The following is a 22,281-nucleotide window of genomic DNA, read 5'->3' as shown; positions in this document are numbered from 1 at the left end:
CTGTTAAATCAAGGAGAGTTAATTATTAAATGGGGAAGAAAAGTTAAGAATAAGGGCAATATTACTATTGCAAGTTAAATGTGGAATAGCTTATCTCTGCTAGATTATTAATTGGTCTTCCATACAACAATATTAATACTTGACCAGTATTAGAACCGCGAATAAATTGACCGCTTAAAGCATTTACTTCTGTGCCAACTGTACCACCACCCAAAATACCAGGAATAAATCGCAGTGCTTCCCTGACAGTTCTCGCCGCCTGTGCTTCCATTTCTTCGCCAGTAATGACATACACCGGATGGGTGGAATCTTTCACTGTTCCTTCGCGGCGAAAGGGTGAAAACACAGGTTCATTGAGTAGCTTGTCAATAACTGTAAGTTCAAGGGCTAGCAATTATCTTTAACCAAGATCATCTAGAAGCAATATCAAGCAGTCTGTCTATATTTATGGTGAGATTTTTACAAATGTCAAAAGACAGACTGTCATTCTTTTTTATGACATTTAGTCAAACTAAAAAATCTAGGGAAAAGTTAAAGAATATCCAGATAAATCTTTATTAAATACATTATTTGAAGAATATATTTGTTAACTTTAGCTAAGTGCAGGATATTTGCACCGACGGAGGAGGGAGGGCATTCGTGATAATTTAAGATAAAGGTCCAACTTGACTCAGATGCATCGATTCTTGAGGTTGGTTGTGGCCCAGGAAATGCGAAGATGCAAAAAAACGGGATAGATTCAGCTTTGGGACTGGTTTTCGTAGAGCTTTGACTACTCCTAAATCTTGATTCTCTTTTGCAGCAAAGTGCCTCCTCCCACCACCTCTGCTACGATTATCATTTTTATTTAAAAACTTTTGAGTATTTTAGCTGATTGACAAAATATACTTTTCCTTAAACTCTCACAGATGGCTATGACCCAAAGATGCTGTGCAACTCAAGATTTAAACGAATTCAGAGGTTAGTTCATGAATTTTCTATCGGACACCGTTGCCCTATCGCGGATGCAGTTTGCACTGACGGCGATCTTTCACATGCTATGGCCTGTTCTCACCACTGGAATGGGGATTTATCTGGTCATCGTCGAAGGAATGTGGCTCAAAACACGCAATCCCGATTACTATCACCATGCTCGTTTCTGGGCAAAGTTATATGTGTTGAACTTCGGTATTGGTGTAGCATCCGGTTTGCCGATGGAGTTTCAATTTGGCACGAACTGGGCACCTTTTTCTGAAGCAGTGGGTGACTTTTTTGGCAGCATTTTAGGCTTTGAGGCTTCGATGGCATTCATGCTAGAAGCCGGATTTTTGGGCATTATGTTGTTTGGCTGGGAACGAGTAAACCCAGTGATTCACTATTTCGCCACAATTATGGTTGCCTTTGGCGCAAACCTATCTACCTTCTGGATTTTAGCAGCAAACTCTTGGTTGCAAACCCCAGCAGGCGGAGAAATGGTGAACGGGAAGTTTGTTGTTGATGATTACTTTCAGGCAATCTTAAATCCCTTCATGCTCAACAGCGTGTCACACATGTTTTTAGCGACGCTGGAAACTTCTCTGTTTGTGATTGGGGGAATTAGCGCCTGGTATATTCTCAACAAGCGTCATCAGGCTTTCTTTGGGCGATCGCTCAAAATTGTCTTAGCAACTGCGATCGCTGTCACCCCATTGCAAATCTATATCGGACACCTCAGCGCTGAACAGGTAGCTGATTATCAGCCTACCAAGCTAGCCGCGATGGAAGCTAAGTGGGAAACTAGTCCAGCCGGTCAACCCGCGCCCTGGAGTGTGGTGGCATTACCCAATAACCAAACTGAGCAAAATGACTGGGAAATCTCAATTCCCAACGGCTTAGGCTACATTTTAGAATTTAAAAAGAACCTGTCTAAACCCGTTCTCGGACTGAAACATTGGAAACCTGAAGATCGCCCCCGCATGGTGGGTTTGATTTATTATTCCTTCCGCATCATGAGCGGTATTGGCTTCTTCTTGGCTGGATTGATGAGTCTCAGTGTAATTCAATGGTTGCGGGGGAAGCTCTCACCAGAAGCGATCGCCGGGCAGAAATGGCTACTGCGAATCTGGATTTTGGCGGCTCCACTGGGCTACATTGCCGTCGAATCAGGCTGGATTGTGCGTTGTGTTGGGCGGCAACCTTGGGTGGTTTACGGGCAAATTCGCACGGCAGATGGCGTTTCACACCTACCTGCTAGTGAGGTCTTAACATCTCTGCTAATTTTTGCTGTAATTTATACAGCCCTATTTATTTGTGCCTTATTCTTTGGTAGTAGGATCATTCGTCAAGGCCCCAACCTAGAGCTTCCGGTTCCAGGCATTGACACCCAACCTGCCGTAGAAACTACTCCGGCTGAATTTGTTCCAGATCAACGTCCTGTCGAAGCAGAGCAATGAGGAGTATTGAGTGCTGAGTGCTGAGTGCTGAGTGCTGAGTGCTGAGTGCTGAGTATTGAGTGCTGAGTATTGAGTATTGAGTATTGAGTGCTGAGTATTGAGTATTGAGTGCTGAGTGTTGAGTATTGAGTGCTGAGTGCTGAGTATTGAGTGTTGACTATGGTAAATCAATAGGTAATTGTATGGAGAATCTAGAACACTTTCTAGCGCAGGTTTGGTTTGTCATTTTGGCTCTGTTTTTATTTCTCTACGTCATGTTAGACGGGTTTGATCTGGGCGTAGGCATCCTATCGCTAACCAGTTCCAATGACGACCGACGCGACATCTTAATGACGAGTTTGGGTAATATTTGGGATGCCAATGAAACCTGGTTGGTGTTGATGGGGGGTGCGTTGTTTGGGGCATTTCCTCTCGCATACAGCACCATTCTGAATGCGCTCTACATTCCCATTTTTGGGATGATCTTTGGCTTGATTTTTCGGGCTGTAGCCTTTGAGTTTCGAGAACATTCTACAAACAAAGTGTTTTGGAATGTGGCGTTTGGAGTCGGTAGTTTCATGGCGGCGATGTTTCAAGGATTTGCTTTGGGCAGCATTTTGGAAGGCATTACGGTGGATGAATCGGGTCACTTTATCGGCAGTATGTGGGACTGGCTCGATTGGCGATCGCTCTTAGTTTCCTTGACATTGATCCAGGGTTATGTCTTGATTGGCTCCACCTATCTCATCTTAAAAACTGAGGGAGAACTGCAAACATCCCATTACCGCACAGCAAAAATCGCTGCTTGGACAACGCTGTTAGGTGCAATCTTAATCACCATCGCCACTCCTGTTGTCTATGAAAATGCCAGGGCAAAGTTATTTCACCAGCCAGAAGTGTATCTATTTTCAGTCATTCCAGTGCTAGGTGTGCTGCTGATTTGGTTATTGATTCAAAGCCTGAACCGCAAAGCAGAAACTACTCCCCTCGTTTGGACAGTGCTGCTTTTTCTACTTACCTTTGTGGGCTTAGGATTAGTTGTCTTTCCCTATATTATCCCCCCAGGCATCACCATTTATCAGGCAGCCGCAGCACCTAGCGCATTAGTCTTCATGATTATCTTCATTGGATTTCTTATTCCCATTATGTTGTTTTACAACATCTACAATTACATTGTGTTTCGGGGAAAAGTGGCAGGCACACATTATGGACAATAGGTGATACCAAATTTGAGAAATGATTGTTGATCTTTGTCCAAAGTCCAAGATGGTAGTTTCTTCCCATCTAATTCTGGGGTAAGTGTTTTATTTTTGGACTTGGTGAAAAATGCAGAGAAAGACACACTAATTTAACCCTTAAATTTTAAACTTTCGGTCAAATCAGGGTAATAATGCCCACAATATGGTTCAAAAATGTGTTGAGCCAAAAATTGAATGATAAAGCGATCGCCTGAAATCTGAATTTTTAAGTATCCAATTGCTACAGCCAAATTCAAGTAAAAGTTTGCCGCAATGGCAAGCTTTTACTTGAAGTCACACAACGCCATTGTTAACTATTTTAACTCCTTCAATAATGCTGAAATCCCATTCTGTTGGGCAAACTTTGCTGAGTTTAAACCCTGAAGATTCAAACAAGTCTTTGTATTGGGCTTCAGTTCGCTCTTTTCCACCAGAACACATGGCCAACATATTAACATCTCCAAACTTAGTCCAAGAAAACTCATTTCCAGGAGATATTATGCACTCTATGACTAGCAATCGCCCTTGTTGTTTCATGGCTTGATAACAGGACTTAAGAATGGCGATCGCCTGCTCATCATCCCAATTATGAATAACATGCTTAAGTAAATAAGCATCTCCACCTTCGGGGATAGTCTCAAAAAAACTGCCCCCTATCAGTTGACAGCGATCGTCAACTGATGCTGTTTCACGTGAATTTTTGGTCTTATCAATCACTTCGGGGAGATCGAACAATACCCCTGTCATGGTAGGGTTAGCTTCAAGAATAGCAGCAAGAAAGCTACCTGTGCCACCACCAACGTCAACCAGCTTGCTAATTGACGAAAAATCATAAGCCGACAATTGTGGAATATGTACCTCTTTAGCGATCGAAGCGACACCTTGATGGAAGATTTCGGCTGCTACAGGATTTTGCTTGTTGTATTCAAACAAATCCATAGCATACAAATCTTCAAAGGCACTTTTTCCTGTCTGCACGCTATACATTAAATTTCCCCAGGATTTGTAGTAATACTCCTCGCCCCGCATGATTGCCTGGTTATGTATAGAGTTAGGAACATTGGTCTGCAAGCAATCTGCTAGTAGAGTAAGCTCAAAGCATCGCGGTTGTGTCTCAGCAAAAATTCCGAGAGCAGCAAGAGCTCGTAACACCCGATAAAGAGAATCACTGTGCGTGTTTGTTGCAGCAGCTAAAGCATCGCAGTGTTGCGAACCGTCTTTCAGCAAATCAGCAATGCCAAGTTTAGCAACAACGTAAATACATCGTGAAACCCAGTAGGCGTATACCCATTGTTGCACAGTCAAGGGAGACTGAAACGTGCTAGGCTTGTGGTCTGATAAAACCATAATTTTTCTTTAAATTTATTGAGTGTTGGTATTATGAAAACATTGCGATTGAATTTACATTGGCTTCGAGTATTCCGTTGGATATAATACAAAAAGGTAGCTTCAATTCTGATTTTTTAACTTCAAACCTTTTAGTATCATTGCATCAAAACTCCGATCGGGAATTAATTTTTTCAGTATCAAATTAAGCACTAGAGATATCTGATCCTTAGACAAGAAATAACGTGTTTTGGGTTTACTAGCTTCTAGAGCCTCTAGAATTGCACCTGCAACTTGTTCAGGTGGCATTCCTGTGCGATTTGATGTAATCAAACCCTCGACAAAAAATTTGTAGGTATCACCATACATAGCTTTAGCTTCAGGTGACATATTGGCAAAATTTTTCTCAAAGCTTTCTTCAACTTTATCCGGCGCTGCTGAAGCAATCGAGCCTGGTTCAACCAAAATAACTTCAATTCCCCAAGGCTCTAACTCCATTCTGAGAGAATCTGTAAATGCCCCCAATGCAAACTTGGAAGCACACAACGCAGAGATAAAGGGTGCAGAAATCTGACTGCCGACTGAGCCAATGTTGACTATCCGACCTTTAGCTTTTCGGATTAATGGTAAAAATGCCTGTGTAACTGCTATTTGCCCGAAAACATTAACTTCAAATTGCCATCTCAGGTCGTCAATTGAAATATACTCAACAGGCCCGTCCACCAATAAACCTGCATTGTTCACTAATCCAACCAATCCGCGATCGCCAACAGATTTTGAAACAATGTCTGCGGCAAATTTAATTTCTTCTGCTTTAGTAACATCCATTAAGATTGGTGTCAAACTTCCAGATTTATACTCCTGTCTTAGTGATTCAACATCCTTCTCTTGACGAACCGTAGCAAAGACCTGATATCCTTGTTTCTCAAGTAAGATCGCTGCTGCTCGACCTACTCCTGTGGATGTTCCTGTAATCAAAACAGCACCTTTTTCTCTCTGAACCATTTTTGTCACCCTCATAATCGGTAGGACATTTATTTATCTGTAAGATAAAAATTCAAAATATATAATTATTTTTTTTCATATAATTGAAGTAATAGTATTTTTTATTTGTATTTTACTAAAGTAATTAAACTCTTTTGCTGTTAATTTAAGTGCAATCAATATAATTACGGCATCTGTAAATATTATCCCATAATATATACCACTTAAACCCATTAACATTGATAATGTTATCACAGATGGAATAAATAAAATCAAACTTCTTAGAATAACTATTATAGCAACTATTTTCCCTTTACCTATAGATTGAAAGAGAACCACACCATAGGAAATAAATGGCATTAACGGTATCAATAAATTAAAAATACGAAAGTGAAATAAATCATCATTAGTAAAAGTAAGGTTTGGCAACAGCCAGCCTAGAAACGTTTGTGGAAATAATTGTAGAGGCAGCCAAAATAATGTTAACAAAGCAATAACACCAATTATAAAAGTTAGATAAGCTTTTTTTAGCCTATCGTAATTTCTAGCTCCATAATTTATGCCTATCACAGGTTGTAAGGCTTGCGTAAAACCATTTAAGGGAATGAATGCTAATAAAGTTAATGTCTGTGTAGCTCCGAACAAAGCTATATCATTCTGTGTTCCATAATGAGAGATAGATTGGAAAACTAGAAAACTTTGAATTAAGGTCATAAATGGAGTCAGTAGCTCACAGATTCCTACTGATAAAATATCGGGGAGTAAATCTCTTGCTATAACAAATTTTATTGGATGAACTGGGATAGAACTTTTCCCAGAAATAAAATAGGTTAATATAACAATAAAGTAAACAAACATTGCAATAACTGTAGCTAGGGATAATCCCCGAATTTCCCAGTGAAAGATACTAATAAATATGGTATTTAAGATAATATTAGTGATGAGAAAAATAGCAGCAAATATCATACATAATTTTAGTTTACCTTCAGATTTGATGAGATGGTTAGCAGAAACCGCTATGATACAAAACACTGAACCAAGCATATAAATCTTAAAAAATTCTGCTCCAAGCGAGGCAACTTCACCACTTCCTCCCATGAATACAACTAATCTTTCACCAAAACTGTAGGCAAGAATTGTCAGTGCAAAAGAGATAATAACACCCATTACTATTAAGTTGCCAAATATTTTTGACTGAGTTTTGATATCTCCAGAACCAATAGCTCGACTAAGAACAGAAGCAGAACCTACTCCAACTAAATAAGCAGAACCACCCATAAGAGAAGTTAGTGGTAAAGCAATAGATATACCAGCGACAGCAGTTTCACCAATAAATCTTCCTGCAAATAACGCATCAATAAAAGTGCTTGAGCTTAGTAGCACCGTTCCTAAAATACCAGGAGTTGATAACTTGAACATCAGTTTAATGAGATTGCCTTGGAGGATCTCATTTGTCACTTGAGATTGTTTTTGGTAAGTCATTTTTAGGTTCTTAGCTTGATGCTGTTGACTCAACTTTGACCAAACGGCTAACGCAATACTGCTTCACCGCTTTCAACTCCATTTCTTTTCCAGAGTTAAGTGTGCTGATGACCTCACCACTGGCTTCAACTCTGGCTTCATAGGCACCAGATACGCTGCCATCTGGGGCAGCAAAATCAATACGAACTTTTGCCCAATCGACCTCTTGTCCTTGAGCAACTTCTTCAATAGCAAGTACTTTGCCAGTTTTCAAGTAGTCGAGCCAAGTCCAACCCAATTGTGTCCAGATTTCGCGCTCGGCAATTTGCTCAAATTTGGTTAAACCCGTCCATCCTCGGTAGAATTTATGCAAGTCTGCAACTGAACCATTTCTATTTACCAGTAAATCAAGGGTTTCAGGTTCTAAATGTCCCCACAAGCATCCTTGGGGTAAATCAACTAAGGTGGGGGCGAATTGATGACCGCCAAAGTGAGTTGTTTGCCATACTCTTAAATTTCCGTTGGCAGCAGGAGCATATTCCTTGCGTAACCGACGATACAAGGGAGTCCCAAATCTGCCACAAGCAAGATCAACTTGAGCATGTGTGCAAACCATCAGTTCGCGAATGTGACTAGTTTGTTGCTGATACTGCTGAAATTCTGATAAATTGTTGGGCTGTTGTATCAACTGTTTCAATATTGCCGTTACTAAAGTAATTGCTTGTTCCTCTGGGAGAACAAACTCCTGTTTCTCAAACTGAGAAAAGAGTTTGGCAGGACGATAGTAGTACAGCACGCGGGTAAAGCCTGGGTGAGAGTACTCGCGATCGGGAGCAATTAGTATTGGTCTGATGTTAATTCTATGCTTGACCATCACCTCTTCCAAAAAATCTATGAATGCTTTGATTGTTGGAATTTCCTCAAACATATCTTGCGGCCAAGGTTGGGGAATTTCTATCATTAACCAGTAGTCACAAGTACCTGCTGTACCAATGGGGTTTTCTCCGTTAGCCTTGGAAACCAACGAGCAAAAACGACAATCTGTGATGGGTAGTTGATCGGTCTGTTGAGTTTGCAATTTAATCGCTCCTGAAAAAAAGCTGATTTTAGGCACTAACTGATCCCCCCTAGCCCCCCTTAAAAAGGGGGGAACCGGAATCAAAGTCCCCCTTTTTAAGGGGGACTTAGGGGGATCTAGAACGTTTTGTTACCGAGAAGAAAACTTTTCAAACATCCTCTTAGCAACGAACTGCTGTGGCTTGGTTGAGCGTGGACGTTCACCAAGCAAAATCATTTTTAAGCCACTAGCAGGGGGATAGTTAACACCTATAGCCTTGGGGTTTTCTACTCTTTCTTCATCGGCTAGTGCTAGTTGATAGCGACAGAGAATTGTTGCTAAGACTAGCTTCATTTCAAAAAGTGCTAACACTTCACCTGGACAGCGACGAGCGCCACCCCCAAATGGGAGAAATTCGTAGGGAGAGTATTGTCGTTCCAGAAATCGTTCTGGTTTGAATTCCTTCGGTTGTGGGTATAAGTCCTCACGCTGATGTGTCAGATAGATACAGCCTCTAGTGACTGTATCTGGACTCAATTCATAGCCCATCACCTCAATTGTTGATTCTACGAGGCGTGGAAATGTGACTACCTGAGTTGGATAAATTCGTAGTGCTTCATTACAGACAGCACTAAGATAGGGTAGCGCAGCAATAGCCATAGGATCTGGGGATTGCCCAAGAGTATCAAGTTCTGCTAGCAATCGATCGCGAACATCTTTTGAACGGTGAACCCAGTACAATGACCAAGTTATGGCCGTGGCTGACGCATCCTGACCACCCAGTAGTAATGATGGGAATAAATCCCGTATATCCTCATCGGTCATTGGTTGACCTGTTTCATCACGGGCAAAGAGTAGTTCCGAGAGGACATCGGTGCGAGTCGGATCTACTTGCGATCGCCTTTGTGCAATTTCAGCATAGAGTAGTTTATCAAACTGTTGTTGGAGATGAAGCCAATATCCCCAAGGAGTCCAACGACCTAAATCTTTTCGCAGAAAGGGATAGGACAGAGATAACCCCAGCCAGCGAGACCGAGCAAAACTTAGTAACTTGGAAAGTAGTTGCCGAAATTGTTCATAACGCTCTCCCTCAGATAAACCAAACAAAGCTTGCAGTATTACCTCTAGGGTAATTTTTTGCACAGTCGGGTAGGTAACAAAAGTTTGGCCTCGCGCCAGATTATTCATAATTTTCTCTGTCACTTGACAAATACGCTGCCCGTATAGCTGTACCCGATTCCCATGCATGGGAGGCATCAACAACTGACGGCGATGCTTGTGGCGCAAGCCATCAAGCATAAGTAACCCATTGTTTCCCACTAAAGCCGCACCGCCTTGGTTCAACTGACCAGAAGCTTTAATCTCTTTGGCGCTGGTAAAAATCTGTTTTATCGCCTGTGGGTTACTGACGATAACTAAAGGTGTAGAATCAGCCATAATAGTGAAAATATCACCATAGCGATCGCTCATAGCATCCATGAAGCCAAGGGGATCGGTCTTAAATTGACGATTCAGCAATTGAGGAGAAGTTTTTGGTCCATCTGGTAGTTTCATTAGTATTTTTAGGTAAATGTTAAAATATCGCTATTAAACTGAACCGACAACGAATGTCTGCGACTGTCCTTGATGTTGACGGCGATCGCACATAACCATCCTCACGCCACTAGACGGGTAACAAATCAGACCTCCAAATTTGGGACGTTCTGGACGCTTACTAACTAGCTCCAATTGATAACGTGAAAGAATAGTTGCTAATATAAGTTTCATTTCAAATAAGGCAAAAGTCCCGCCAATACAGACACGAGAACCACCGCCAAAAGGTAAAAATTCGTAGGGAGAAAATTGTTTTTCTAAAAAGCGCTCTGGCTGAAATTCTTTTCGAGCCGGGTATAAATCTTCACGTTGATGTGTCGAATAAATATTAGCAATCAGTACTGTACCGGGATTCAACTCGTAACCCATGACCTCAACCGTCGATTCTACCAACCTGGGAAATGCAAACAACTGAGTTGGGTAAATTCGCAAAGCTTCGTTACAAACGGCACTTAGGTAGGGTAGTGCGACAATACTCATCGGGTCTGGATTTTCACCAAGGCTGTCGAGTTCTGATAGGAGGCGGGAGCGAACATTAGGTAAACGGTGAATCCAATATAAAGACCAAGCGATCGCAGTTCCAGAAGCATCACCAGCTGCAAATATAGGCGATAATAAGAGGTCGCGCACTTCTTCATTGCTCAATGGTTGACCTGTTTCATCTTCAGCAAATATCAGATCGGAAAGCATATCAGAGCGTGAAGAATCTAGTTGTGATCGTCGTTCTTCAACCTCAGCCAATAGCAATTGAAAAAGTTTTTCCCTCAGGTAAAGGCGATACCCTTGTGGACTCCATCGACCTAAATCCCGTTGTCCAAAAATATTCCCAAGAATCTTATCTATAGGAGACTGTCCTATTCGGAGTGTAGACACAAATAAATGTTTAATATTCTCATAGCGCTCTCCTTTATGCAAACCCATTACAACTTCTATACCCACTCGTAAGGTGATATCTTCAATTATTGGGTATGCAACAAAAGGTTTTCCAATGACCTGTTTACTCATAATCTTTTCTGTGAGTTCACAAATACGTCGCCCACAAGCTTGCATTCGCGCTCCGTGAAAAGATTGCATTAAGAGCTTGCGTCTATTTTTGTGAACTAAGCCATCTAGTTGAAGAACTCCTTGATTTCCTGTTCCTAAGGCGAAATTTTGGTTTAATGCACCTCTAGCTGCAATTTCTTTAGTATTTGTGAAAATCTCCTTTATTCCTAAGGGATTGCTGACATAAATAATTGGTGTAGAACCAGACATTACAGTGACGATATCACCATAACGTTTGCCCTGAGCATCCATGTAACCAAAAGGGTCAGCCTCGAATTGCAGATTTAACAACCATAACGGTGTTTTCGGTCCTGGGGGTAGTTTCATGAGTCTCTTTTACTCCCATTATTGATTGATATTGTTTACAGAATTATCGATACAAATTCTCAGATGTTTAGTTAATTCTTGAATATGAGGTTCAACGAAAATCGAGAAATGATCGCCAGGAACTTCAATTACTTGAATAGGTTGACTAGAATATTTACCCCAGCCTAGTAAGGGGTCATCAGTACTCCATTCTCGATTGTCAAAGTCATGAATAATCTCCTCCTTAGCTCGAAATAGAGTTATGGGTTGAGGATAAAGCTGGGGAATATAATCTCGCATGGCTTGGACATGCGCTCGGAAAAGTTTGTAATAATTGAGAAAATCTTCAACCTCTGTATCGCTAAAGATAAAGTTTGCTTTTTTATTTACTAAATGAAATTGCTCATTTAGTGGTAAAACTCGAAGTTCCTCAAAAGGAATTGAAAAATCTATATTATTATTGATTTTTATTGATTCTGCCATGCGGAGTAAGAATTTTGCATCATCATCTTTGGTAGATTCAATACGTGTTTCTGGTTGTATAGTATCGATAAGAACTAATAAACCTACTGTTTGACCTTGCTTTTGCAATTGCTGCGCCATTTCAAAAGCAATTACACCGCCGTAACAATGACCACCTAAAAAATAAGGGCCATTTGGTTGTACTTGACGAATTTCTTGGAGGTAGCGAGTTGCTGTCTCCTCGACTGAAATTATTTCAGGCAGTTCTTGTTCTAGAGTATGTTCCAAGGCATAAAATGGATAGTCCTCACCAAGCCTTCTAGACAATTTAAAGTAGTTATTAATACCTCCGCCAGCGCCATGCATACAGAAGAAAGGTATCTTGTCACCAGAAGAGTTAATTGCTACTAAAGGAGAATTAGAACTATGACGGTATGGCTGATTAACAATAATCGCTAATTTTTCAATTGTTGGGTTTTCAAAAAGAGTAGATAGGGTAAGATTATGCCCAAAGTTGTCCTGAATTTGAGCCATTAAGCGCACAGCTAAAAATGAGTGACCACCCAAGTCAAAGAAGTTATCTTTCACCCCAATAGGGTTAGTATTTAGGAGATTTTCCCAAAGTTTTACTAATGATAATTCTGTAAAATTACGAGGAGCAAGGAAGAGTTGATTAGTATTTGGTCGAATAACTTCATCGGTTGTCAAAGAGCGCTTATCTACTTTGCCATTAGGTGTCAGTGGGAGCGCATCCACGACAAAAAAACTAGATGGTAGCATGTAATCAGGCAATTTCTGTTGCAAATCGGGCAAGATTTCTACAGCTATATCCTGTTTATCTGTGACAATATATGCAATCAAACGCTGATTTTGTTGAGCATCATCGCTAGCAATTACAACAGACTCTTGCACATCTGGATGTTGGGCAATAATAGTTGCAATTTCACCCAATTCTACTCGGAATCCTCGGATTTTTACTTGTTCATCATAACGACCCAAATATTCAAGATTACCATCTTTGAGATATCGGACTAAATCGCCTGTTTTGTAAAGTTTAGTTCCGGGAATAAAGGGATTATCAATAAATCTTTCTTGAGTTAATTCTGAACGATGCAAATATCCCCTCGCTAATCCGTCACCACCGATATAAAGTTCACCGATAACTCCTAGAGGTGTTGGTTGTAAATTGCGATTCAAAACATAAACCTGAGTATTATCGATAGGACGACCGATGGAGACACTGCTTGCTTGTTCTGGCAATAAACTCGTATCATAATAAGTGGCATTGGCGGAAACTTCCGATGAGCCGTAAAGGTTAATTAGTTTGGCAAATGGTATCAATTCTTGGAAAGTTTGAGCTAACTTAACAGATAGTGCTTCTCCGCTAGTTATCCAAAGTTTCAGTTGGGATAATTTCTTAATCAGATGATGATAATTATCTAGAAGTAAGCGCAGTAGTGAAGGTACAAGTATAATACGGGTAACTTTGTGATGTACTAAAGCTTCTAGAAATAGCTGCGGGTCTAGTAGAGTTTCATTCTTGATAATTACTGTCGGAATTCCTTTAAGTAAAGGAGCAAAAATTTCCCAAATAGAATCTACAAAGCTAATAGCTGTTTTCTGACAACAAACTTCTCCTTCGGTAAAAGGATAGGTTTTCCATAACCAGTGTAAGCCGTTTATTGTACCGCGATGTGTGCCAAGAACGCCTTTAGGAGTTCCAGTTGAGCCAGAAGTATAGATAACATAGGCGAGATTATCAGATAAAGAGATGTTAATAGGATTTTCAGAACTTTCTTGAGAAATTTCGTTTTTGTGGATATCCAAGCAAACAGTTTTAGCTGAAGATAATGAGAGTTTTTCTAATATCTCCTGTTGACTAATTAACACCGATGCTTGAGAATCAGAGAGCATAAAATTTAAACGCTCAACTGGATAACTTGGATCGAGTGGAATATATGCACCGCCAGCTTTGAGAATAGCTAAAATTCCCACCACCATATCTAGAGAACGTTCCAGACATAGAGCAACTAGCGTTTCTTTTGTTACACCCTGTTTTTGTAAATAATGTGCAAGCTGATTAACTCTGTGGTTAAGTTGACGATAAGTCAGTTCTTCAGACTGATGAATTAATGCTAAAGAGTCAGGTGTGAGTTGAACCTGTTGCTCAAATAATTGATGCATAAATGCATCTTGAGGATAATTTGCAAGAGTTTGATTAAACTTAAATAATAGTTGCTCTTGCTCATAAGTAGTTATTAAGGATAACTCACTAAGGCGCTGGTCTGGATTAGTAATGATATTTTCTAATAAAGTCTGGAAGTTGTTGATAAATTGGGTAATTTTTGGGGAATCAAAAATATCTGTATTGTACTCTAAACACCCTGTTAATCCCTCTTGGGATTCAGACATGGATAGGAAAATATCTAGTTGGGCTGTACCGCTATCAAACTCTAAAGTACGCAAGGTTAAACCAGAAACTTCCTGCACTGACACTGGACTGTTTTGCAAGACAAACATGACTTCATAAAGTGGATTACGACTTAAGTCTCGTTCGGGTTGCAATTCTTCTACAAGCATCTCGAAAGGCAAATCTTGATGTGCATAAGCATCGAGAGTTACCTCACGTACTCGATGTAAAAGTTCCCGAAAGCTAGGATTTCCACTGAGATTATTACGTAACACCAAAGTGTTAACAAATAAACCCAACATTCCTTCTAATTCGGCTCGGTTTCGGTTGGCAATTGGAGAACCAATTAAAATGTCTTCTTGGTCTGTATAGCGATATAATAATATGTTAAATGCCGCCAGCAAACTCATAAATAAAGTAGCGTCTGCTTGCTGGCTTAATTGTCTCAATGCATCAGTCAGAGCTTTCGATAATGTAAAGTATTGCTTGGCACCAGTGAAAGTAGTAACATTAGGTCGCGGACGGTCTGTGGGTAATTGTAGTACAGGTAACTCACCCTTGAGTTGTTGCTTCCAATAATTTAATTGGGTTGCGAGGAATTCACCTTGGATGCGATCGTGTTGCCAAATGGTAAAATCTGCATACTGAATGGGGAGTTCGGGTAAGGGGGAAGGTTGATTTGAAAAGAAAGCAGCGTATAGCCTTGACAACTCGCGCAGGAACACACCACAAGACCATCCATCCGTGATAATGTGGTGCATCGTCACAAGCAAAATGTGTTCTTCTTCACTCAAGCGCAGTAAAGTTGCTCTGACTAAAAGTTCTTTAGCTAAATTAAAAGGTTTTTTTGCTGACTCTGCTACAAGTTGTTTTACCTCAGATTCCCAATCTTTACCAGACAAATGCTCAAGATTAATAATGGGTAAATCCCAAGTTAATTGGGGTGCAATCTCTTGTACTGGCTCTCCATTTACAACCATAAAAGTTGTGCGCCAAACTTCATGACGCTTAAGAATTTCATTCAGACTTTGCTGAAGTACTCTAATACTTAGCTTTCCTTGAATATGAAAAGCGATGGGAATATTGTAGAACGAACTTCCATGATAAAGTTGGTCAATAAACCATAGTCTTTGTTGGGAGAAAGATAATGGGATATTCTCAGAGATTTGACATTTAGGAATAGTATCAGCTTTAAATTTTCCTCCCTTCCATTTTTCTAGAAGAGCTTTTTTCGCAGGTGATAAATTAGAGTGTTGTTTATGCATTGTTAAAAGTTATCTAAAGAGTCACTAACATCTGATTTGTAAACTCACTGAAAATCTATCATGATAAAGCTTTCAGAAATTAAAGTACTGAATTACCTAGAGGTTAAAAACCATACTGAATAAGGCTCGAAGTGTTATTAATATTTTCTTTACCGTAAGCTTATTGTTGAGCAGGAAACCTCAGCAAAGACCAAAAACTTTGCCATTTTACTATCGTGCTAGACATGTTTCCGACAAACAAAGCAAGCACTACCTCCTAATCCACCAGCATCAAGATGACTAATTTCTGTGAAGCCCACATTTTCTAAAGCCGATTGGACATCTGTGAATAAGTGATCTTTTCTCAGCCAAGTAGTGTCTGAACGCTTCCAAGTTTTCTCTACTAATTCAAATCCGGTGACTTTTATTTCCCACATCTTTTCTTCCGGTTTATAGTAAAATAACTCAAGAAAAGCGCATTCATCATTGACATAGATATGATTGAAAGAACCCTCTTCAGTCTGCCTATGCATCAATTCTATTAACGGTATCGAGAATACGAACAGACCATTATCCTCTAGTGCTGCATATACATTTCGGAAGATAGCTGTCAAGTCTTCATAATTGAGGATGAAAAGGAAAACATCGATTGAAATAATAGCATTGAAGGTGGATGGCAACTCAAACTTGCGTATATCACCAAGGATAAATTCACTTTCAGGTGCGTTTATTCGGGCATAGCGCAATAGTCCTTCAGATGCATCAATTCCAGTCATTTGATACCCCTGAAGCTGAAGCTGCTGCGCTAAATGTCCACAACCGCAACCAAGGTCGAGAATACGCGCTTCTTTAGAGATAGATGGAAAAAGTATTTGCTCTAAAAAAGGTATTACACCCTCTACTATAAATTCATCTTTATTCTTGAATTCGTTCTGTAAGCGAGCAATCGGCTCATAATTTGGAGGATTGCTGGCTAAAGACATAAGAGGATTAATTGCTAAAGACATAAACTATTATTCCTATTTTTAAATAAGGGTTTCAAATCAATTTATTTGCAAAAGTGAGAAGAAAAGCAACTCATATACAAGATCATAATAATTCGAGGAGTGCCTCACCTTTTGAAGTCTCTAGAGGTCAATCATCTGCGCGATTAGCCAAAAGCGCTTCTACCTCTTCCTCAGATAACTCTTCGATTTTTTCTAACAGAAGTTGCTCAATCATTTCTGCCTGTTTGACTGGTATTATTGCTTCTAATAAAAGGTCGCGCAGTGGCAATTCTACAGGAAATCTTTCTCGCAATCGAGAAATTAGTTGAGTTGCAATAAGGGAGTCTCCTCCTAACTCATAAAAGTTATCGTAAATACCAATTTCTCCAACTCCAAGAACCTCTTCCCATATTTCCGTAATTTGTTTTTCCAACTCATTTGTCGGGGCAAGATATGAATTATTAAGGTTAGGTCGAGAGTAGCGCGAGGATGAGTCTATTTGAGAGGAAGATTTTGAATTTGGTAGAGAGTCGAGGTCAAATGTGCGATCGCACCTAGCTTTTAAATCTACCGTGGAAACAACAACCTGAGTTGCTTTATCTAGAGAAAATATTCGTTTAAATACTTCTACAATTTCTGTTGCAGTAATGGCTATTTCTATCCCAGATACTTCTCCCAGTGCTTTTTGTTCTTGGGTCGTATTGAATTGTAATTTGTCCCAATTTAGAGTGTACCACGGTAAAGAGTGAGTCCGGTTGTGTTGGTTAGTAAAGGTATCTATGAAATTATTAGCTGCTGAATATAAACCTAACCCAAATCCTCCTAAAACGGAAGATAAAGAAGAAAAAACGACACAAAAATCTAATTTTCTCTTCTGTAATACTTGTTCTAATATAGTAATCTGATGATGTTGGGAGTCAAATAGGTTTTCCAATTCTATATTACCAATTTCTGGAATCGAACTAAATATATTTTCACGCTTGATTCCAGTTGAATAGATAACCCCATGAATTTGACCAATATTCTCAGGTGCAAGACTCTGCTGGAGTTGTTCATAGTTAGTTATATCTGAACGTAACACTAAAACTTTTCCACCTAATTCCTTTAATGCTAGTAATTTTTGGATTTTGTAACTCACTTCATCTTCTTCAGTGTGAGTTTCGAGCCATTGCGAGAAATCATCTTTTTCTGGAAAATCTAAATCCTCGATAAATATGAGTTGTGCTTGTAGAGATTTTGCTAAATATTCTGCAAGCATAACTTCAAGAGTTTCTAATCCACTAGGAAACAGGTAAACACCCTGTTTTCTTAACGGCGTTTTTTCTTCAACTACCGGCTCTAATCGAAGTGGTTCAAATATTTGTATCCAGCGATAGAAATCACGATAAGCAACAATTAAGTCTGAGGATAGAGCCGTAAACTCGCTTAAAAGTTGGTCAATAATATTACTGTTATAATTTCCCTCTCTATCCTCAGAATCTTGGCGATTTGTTAAGGCAATATCAATACATCGACAGGTAATATTAGGGTATTCTTGAGGAATAACTTTACATAAACCTAATATTGTTGCTTTTTCTGGGTCTAGTTTTTCATTACCATTGACCTCTTGAATATTGTTCGATATAATCCAAAGTTGTAAGTTATTGTCTATAAGGGCAGTGCGATCGCCTACGGCGGGGCGTAGCCCATCGCTAATTTTTATTTTACTAAGACTCTGCGTTAAAAACAGCAGACTGTTGAATTCTAAATATTTTCTAGATTGACGATTTTCTGGTTTGTTGATGCTCCATAAATAAGCAATATTTTGGGGAATTTTACCCAATAAAATTAATTCTTGAAACAAAGTTTCATAGTCTTCATATCTATATGGATTAATTGTATAAACACTATCAGTTAGTTTACTAAACTGCTCTCCCTGCTTAACCGTAATGATATTTTTACCTTGATTGCTTAAGGCATTAATTAATTTTTCACCAACTCCCAAATCATCAACAAAAAATAGCCACTCATTTTGTGTGGATTCTATTTTATCAGACGATGAATTAGGCAGCAAAGAGCGTTTCCATGAAGGAACATAAAACCAGTCGGCAATATCTTGTTTATTATCTAATTTTACTGACTTACTCTTTAAAGAAGGCGATGGGGATTTAGCATCAATCCAGTATCTTTGTCGCTCAAAAGGATAAGTAGGTAAAGGTAGACGATAACGCTGCTCGTGAGTATAAAATCCCGACCAGTCAATCTCTACACCAAAAAGCCACAACCGACCTAATGTCTGCAACAAAAAGTTAACATCAGATTGTTGTTCTTGAATATGGCGTAAGGAAGTTAATACTTGTTGTTTGGTATTTTTCTCTAAATGCTGTGTCGTAATTGTGCTTAAAGTTCGTCCTGGCCCCACCTCCAGAAAAATACCTTCAAACTGCTTTAACAGTAAAGATATTCCATCTGAAAATCTCACAGTTTGTCGCAAATGTTGACACCAATAATCGGGATTTGTGGCTTGTGCATCTGTAATCCAAGTACCAGTGACATTAGAAATAAAGCGAATCCGTGGTGGATTCAGTTTGACTTTTTTTACAAGCTCAATAAATGCTTGTAGTATTGGTTCCATCATTTGGGAATGGAACGCATGAGATGTATGCAACAGCCGACATTCAACTTGTTGAGAGGATAATTGATTTTTTAGTGTAGCAACTGCCTCGTTTGTTCCAGAAACAACACAGGAAGATGGACTGTTAATCGCTGCGATTTGGAGAGAATTTTTATCCAACGTCTCTGATTCCAATAGCAACTGCACATCTTTTTCTGGAAGCCTAATTGCCAGCATACTTCCTGTGGGTACTTGTTGCATTAACTCTCCCCTTTTTGCCACAATCGATAGGGCATCTTCTAAGGAAAATACACCTGCAACAGTAGCGGCAACATATTCCCCGATACTGTGACCAATCATTGCTTCTGGTTGTATTCCCCATGACATTAATAACTGAGCTAGGGCGTACTCGATGACAAATAACGCTGGTTGTGTCAGGGCTGTTTGTTGTAGTTGCTTTGCAGCAGTCTCAGTGTCTTGTTTGTTGGGATAAAGTAGGGAGCGGATATCAAGACCGAGGTGGGGTTGCAAAATCAGAGCGCAACTATCTACGTGTCTACGAAATGTCGGTTCGATTTCATATAGTTCCTGAGCCATGTTTGCATATTGCGTCCCTTGTCCTGAAAACATGAAGATGACTGGACAATGACCTGGCTTGCGGTGGTGACTAAAAACACGTAGTGGATCTTGCTTATCAAGTAATTCTACTGCATCTTCTTGGTCATGGCAAACGACTATGCGGCGATAGTCAAAAGCCCGACGGCCTACTTGTAGGGTATGAGCTACATCAGGTAGGAAAATATCAGGATTTTGCTCCAAGTGAGTACACAGCTGTGTTGTCACAGTTTCCAGGGCTGTACTAGTTTTAGCTGACAGTAGAAGCAATTGCCAAGGACGCGAGGGACTGGAAGCCTCAATCACTGGAGCTTCTTCCAAAAGAACATGGGCATTAGTCCCGCCAATGCCAAAAGAACTTACACCTGCTCGACGTGGTGTACCGTTAGTTTTCCACTCTGATAATTTGGTATTGACGTAAAAGGGACTATTGGCAAAATCTATCTCAGGATTAGGATGTTCAAAGTGTAAGCTGGGAGGAATTAAACCGTGTTTAACAGCCATGACCGTTTTTATTAAACTAGTCACGCCAGCAGCTATATTTGGATGTCCAACATTGGGCTTTACCGAGCCAATCGCACAGAATCCATTATTTTTGGTACGGGCTTCAAACACCTTCTTGAGGGCGCTAATTTCAATCGGATCTCCCAAGCTTGTGCCGGTTCCATGTGTTTCGATATAGGTAATCGTCTCCGGATTAAATCCAGCGATCGCCTGAGCCTCAGCTATTACTGAAGCTTGACCACCCACGCTAGGCGCTGTATAACCTACCTTAGCTGCTCCATCATTATTAATAGCTGAACCTTTAATCACTGCATGAATGCAGTCTCCATCTGCCAAAGCATCCTCTAATCTCTTCAGTACGACAATGCCTACCCCGTCACTGAAAATAGTTCCATTTGCTTTAGCATCAAAGGCGCGACAGTGACCATCGGGAGAACTCATCCCCCCTTCTTGATAGAAATAACCTTTCTTTTGTATAGACTGTATTGAAATACCACCTGCCAGAGCTAGATCGCACTCATAGTTCAGCAATCCTTGGCAGGCTAAGTGAATAGCTACCAATGATGTGGAGCAAGCCGTACTAATGTTAATACTCGGCCCTTTTAGATTTAACTTATATGAAATTCTTGTAGCTGGGTAATGATGACTATTGTTCAATTCAATTAATGCACCCATTGATTCGATGATCTCAGGGCTGACACTTAGTCTACTAAGCCAGTAGTCGTTTATAAAATTTCCTACGTAAACACCAGTTAACTCTTTCTCAGATCCAGGAGCATAGCCAGCAGTTTCTAACGCTTCCCAAGCACATTCAAGGAGAATACGGTGTTGCGGATCGATGATTTCGGCTTCCTTGGGTGAGAAATCGAAGAAAGGAGCGTCAAACATTTCAATGTCTGAGAGAGTACCACCAGCTTTGACATATTGAGGATTACTCAGTGTAGCTGAGTCTACGCCTGAAGCTTCTAATTCTTCATCATTGAAGAAAGAAATGCTCTCCTGCCCATTGCACAAATGCTGCCAAAATTCATCAACACCTTTGGCTCCTGGAAAACGACCAACCATACCGATTACGGCTATGCCTTTGATGGGATCATCGATTTGTTGGTTATCCATCTGCCTTCCTCCTTTGTTTCATTAATTGTCTTTTTTCTTGCATAGCCGCTTCTTTTTTGCTAGCACGTTCATCAGCTTTCTGAAATATTGGTTCTTCAAGCTGTTTTCCACCGATATATTCTGCTAAGGCACTTATAGTTGAATATTCAAATAGGCAAGCAGTTGAGATATTTTTATTTAATATTTTTCTAATTTGACTGCGAACCTGAATTATTAGTAGTGAATCTCCTCCTAATTCAAAGAAATTGTCATACAGACCTACCTCTTTAATTCCCAGGATTGGTTGCCAGATATCGGCAAGCTTTTGCTCAATTTCATTTCGAGGAGCAACATAATCATTACTTAATTCTGGTCGAGGATATTTTGACTTGGATAGATTGGCAGTTTCTAAAAAATCGAGAACTTGTGTTTCGTTGTAAGAACTATGCTGTTTTAGGGAATGGAATAAATCAGAAGTAGATACTACAACTTGAGGCATTGTACTTCCTAAAATACGTAGAAATGCATCTACACCTTCATTCGGTAATATACCTTGCTGAAGATTTTCTGTTCGCAATTCTTGAAGTTGTTGAGACACCTGTGTGTTTACCGCCATGCCAACTTCTTGCCAAGTATCCCAGTTGACACTTGTAGTAAATCTACCTTTTTTTAAAGCATTAGAGTGAGCGAAAGCATCAAGAAAAGCATTTGCTCCACAATAATCTACCTGTCCAAATCCTCCTAAGATTGAATTCATTGATGATGCCAACACAAAGAAATCTAACTGAATATCTTTGACAATTGCATCAATAACTATTGTCCCCTTGACTTTGGGAGCCAGAATACTTTCTGCTTCTGCTTGAGTTTTTCGCTGAATCACACCGCCTCCAGGAACTCCCGCAGCGTGAATAACACCATTGAGTTGACCAAAGTGCTGTTGAGCCTGAAAAACAGCACTTCGCATTTGTTCTGT

12 protein-coding genes and 1 pseudogene are annotated in these 22,281 nt (G+C 40.0%); 2 read left to right on the top strand and 11 right to left on the bottom strand.

From position 1 onward, the window contains the following. Nucleotides 1-100: 100 nt before the first annotated feature. Nucleotides 101-385 (bottom strand): annotated as a pseudogene (locus tag V7L07_RS16870) (TonB-dependent receptor plug domain-containing protein); the annotation flags it as partial. Between the two features lie 583 nt (nt 386-968). Here V7L07_RS16870 and V7L07_RS16865 point away from each other — a divergent pair. Then, nucleotides 969-2,411 carry a cytochrome ubiquinol oxidase subunit I gene (locus V7L07_RS16865; RefSeq protein ID WP_335059673.1) on the top strand — a complete coding sequence of 481 codons (1,443 nt, stop codon included), beginning with the start codon at nt 969-971 and terminating at the stop codon, nt 2,409-2,411. 182 nt (nt 2,412-2,593) lie between these two features. Beyond that, nucleotides 2,594-3,607, top strand: a complete 1,014-nt coding sequence (cydB, locus tag V7L07_RS16860) for a cytochrome d ubiquinol oxidase subunit II (RefSeq protein ID WP_335059671.1) — start codon at nt 2,594-2,596, stop codon at nt 3,605-3,607. Nucleotides 3,608-3,922: 315 nt separating this feature from the next. Here the strand turns inward: cydB and V7L07_RS16855 are convergent, their stop codons facing one another. The 10 genes from V7L07_RS16855 to V7L07_RS16810 form a co-directional block, all read right to left on the bottom strand. Continuing rightward, nucleotides 3,923-4,975 (bottom strand): methyltransferase, encoded by a 1,053-nt coding sequence (locus tag V7L07_RS16855; protein WP_335059668.1) that lies wholly within the window; start codon nt 4,973-4,975, stop codon nt 3,923-3,925. 102 nt (nt 4,976-5,077) lie between these two features. Continuing rightward, a complete protein-coding gene (locus V7L07_RS16850; protein WP_335059666.1) occupies nt 5,078-5,959 on the bottom strand; it encodes an SDR family oxidoreductase in 882 nt (293 codons plus the stop codon). A 75-nt stretch (nt 5,960-6,034) separates the two neighbouring features. Further along, on the bottom strand, nt 6,035-7,420 hold the full coding sequence (locus V7L07_RS16845; protein WP_335059664.1) for an MATE family efflux transporter: 1,386 nt from the start codon (nt 7,418-7,420) through the stop codon (nt 6,035-6,037). Between the two features lie 10 nt (nt 7,421-7,430). Next, complete coding sequence (locus V7L07_RS16840; protein WP_335059662.1) at nt 7,431-8,477, bottom strand: sucrase ferredoxin; 1,047 nt, start codon at nt 8,475-8,477, stop codon at nt 7,431-7,433. A gap of 129 nt (nt 8,478-8,606) precedes the next feature. Continuing rightward, on the bottom strand, nt 8,607-10,010 hold the full coding sequence (locus V7L07_RS16835; protein WP_335059660.1) for a cytochrome P450: 1,404 nt from the start codon (nt 10,008-10,010) through the stop codon (nt 8,607-8,609). Nucleotides 10,011-10,043: 33 nt separating this feature from the next. After that, nucleotides 10,044-11,420 (bottom strand): cytochrome P450, encoded by a 1,377-nt coding sequence (locus V7L07_RS16830; RefSeq protein WP_335059658.1) that lies wholly within the window; start codon nt 11,418-11,420, stop codon nt 10,044-10,046. Between the two features lie 18 nt (nt 11,421-11,438). Then, on the bottom strand, nt 11,439-15,536 hold the full coding sequence (locus tag V7L07_RS16825; protein WP_335059656.1) for a non-ribosomal peptide synthetase: 4,098 nt from the start codon (nt 15,534-15,536) through the stop codon (nt 11,439-11,441). A gap of 218 nt (nt 15,537-15,754) precedes the next feature. Next, entirely contained in the window at nt 15,755-16,522 is a 768-nt protein-coding gene (locus tag V7L07_RS16820) for a class I SAM-dependent DNA methyltransferase (RefSeq protein WP_335059654.1), read from the bottom strand. A gap of 127 nt (nt 16,523-16,649) precedes the next feature. Continuing rightward, nucleotides 16,650-21,329, bottom strand: a complete 4,680-nt coding sequence (locus V7L07_RS16815; protein WP_335059652.1) for a type I polyketide synthase — start codon at nt 21,327-21,329, stop codon at nt 16,650-16,652. Then, nucleotides 21,322-22,281 (bottom strand): KR domain-containing protein (locus V7L07_RS16810; protein WP_335059650.1); only part of this gene is annotated, 960 nt, incomplete at its 5' end. The genes V7L07_RS16810 and V7L07_RS16815, both read right to left, overlap by 8 nt.

The organism is Nostoc sp. (assembly GCF_036916985.1).
GTDB lineage: Bacteria > Cyanobacteriota > Cyanobacteriia > Cyanobacteriales > Nostocaceae > Nostoc.
Note: the sequence above shows the minus strand (reverse complement) of the source record. Positions and strands in the feature narration are given on the sequence as shown.

Bases quoted from the DNA above. Each gene is read 5' to 3' on its own strand.
- V7L07_RS16865 (WP_335059673.1), top strand. From the start codon at position 969: ATGAATTTTCTATCGGACACCGTTGCCCTATCGCGGATGCAGTTTGCA.
- cydB (WP_335059671.1), top strand. From the start codon at position 2,594: ATGGAGAATCTAGAACACTTTCTAGCGCAGGTTTGGTTTGTCATTTTG.
- V7L07_RS16855 (WP_335059668.1), bottom strand. From the start codon at position 4,975: ATGGTTTTATCAGACCACAAGCCTAGCACGTTTCAGTCTCCCTTGACT.
- V7L07_RS16850 (WP_335059666.1), bottom strand. From the start codon at position 5,959: ATGGTTCAGAGAGAAAAAGGTGCTGTTTTGATTACAGGAACATCCACA.
- V7L07_RS16845 (WP_335059664.1), bottom strand. From the start codon at position 7,420: ATGACTTACCAAAAACAATCTCAAGTGACAAATGAGATCCTCCAAGGC.
- V7L07_RS16835 (WP_335059660.1), bottom strand. From the start codon at position 10,010: ATGAAACTACCAGATGGACCAAAAACTTCTCCTCAATTGCTGAATCGT.
- V7L07_RS16830 (WP_335059658.1), bottom strand. From the start codon at position 11,420: ATGAAACTACCCCCAGGACCGAAAACACCGTTATGGTTGTTAAATCTG.
- V7L07_RS16825 (WP_335059656.1), bottom strand. From the start codon at position 15,536: ATGCATAAACAACACTCTAATTTATCACCTGCGAAAAAAGCTCTTCTA.
- V7L07_RS16820 (WP_335059654.1), bottom strand. From the start codon at position 16,522: ATGTCTTTAGCAATTAATCCTCTTATGTCTTTAGCCAGCAATCCTCCA.
- V7L07_RS16815 (WP_335059652.1), bottom strand. From the start codon at position 21,329: ATGGATAACCAACAAATCGATGATCCCATCAAAGGCATAGCCGTAATC.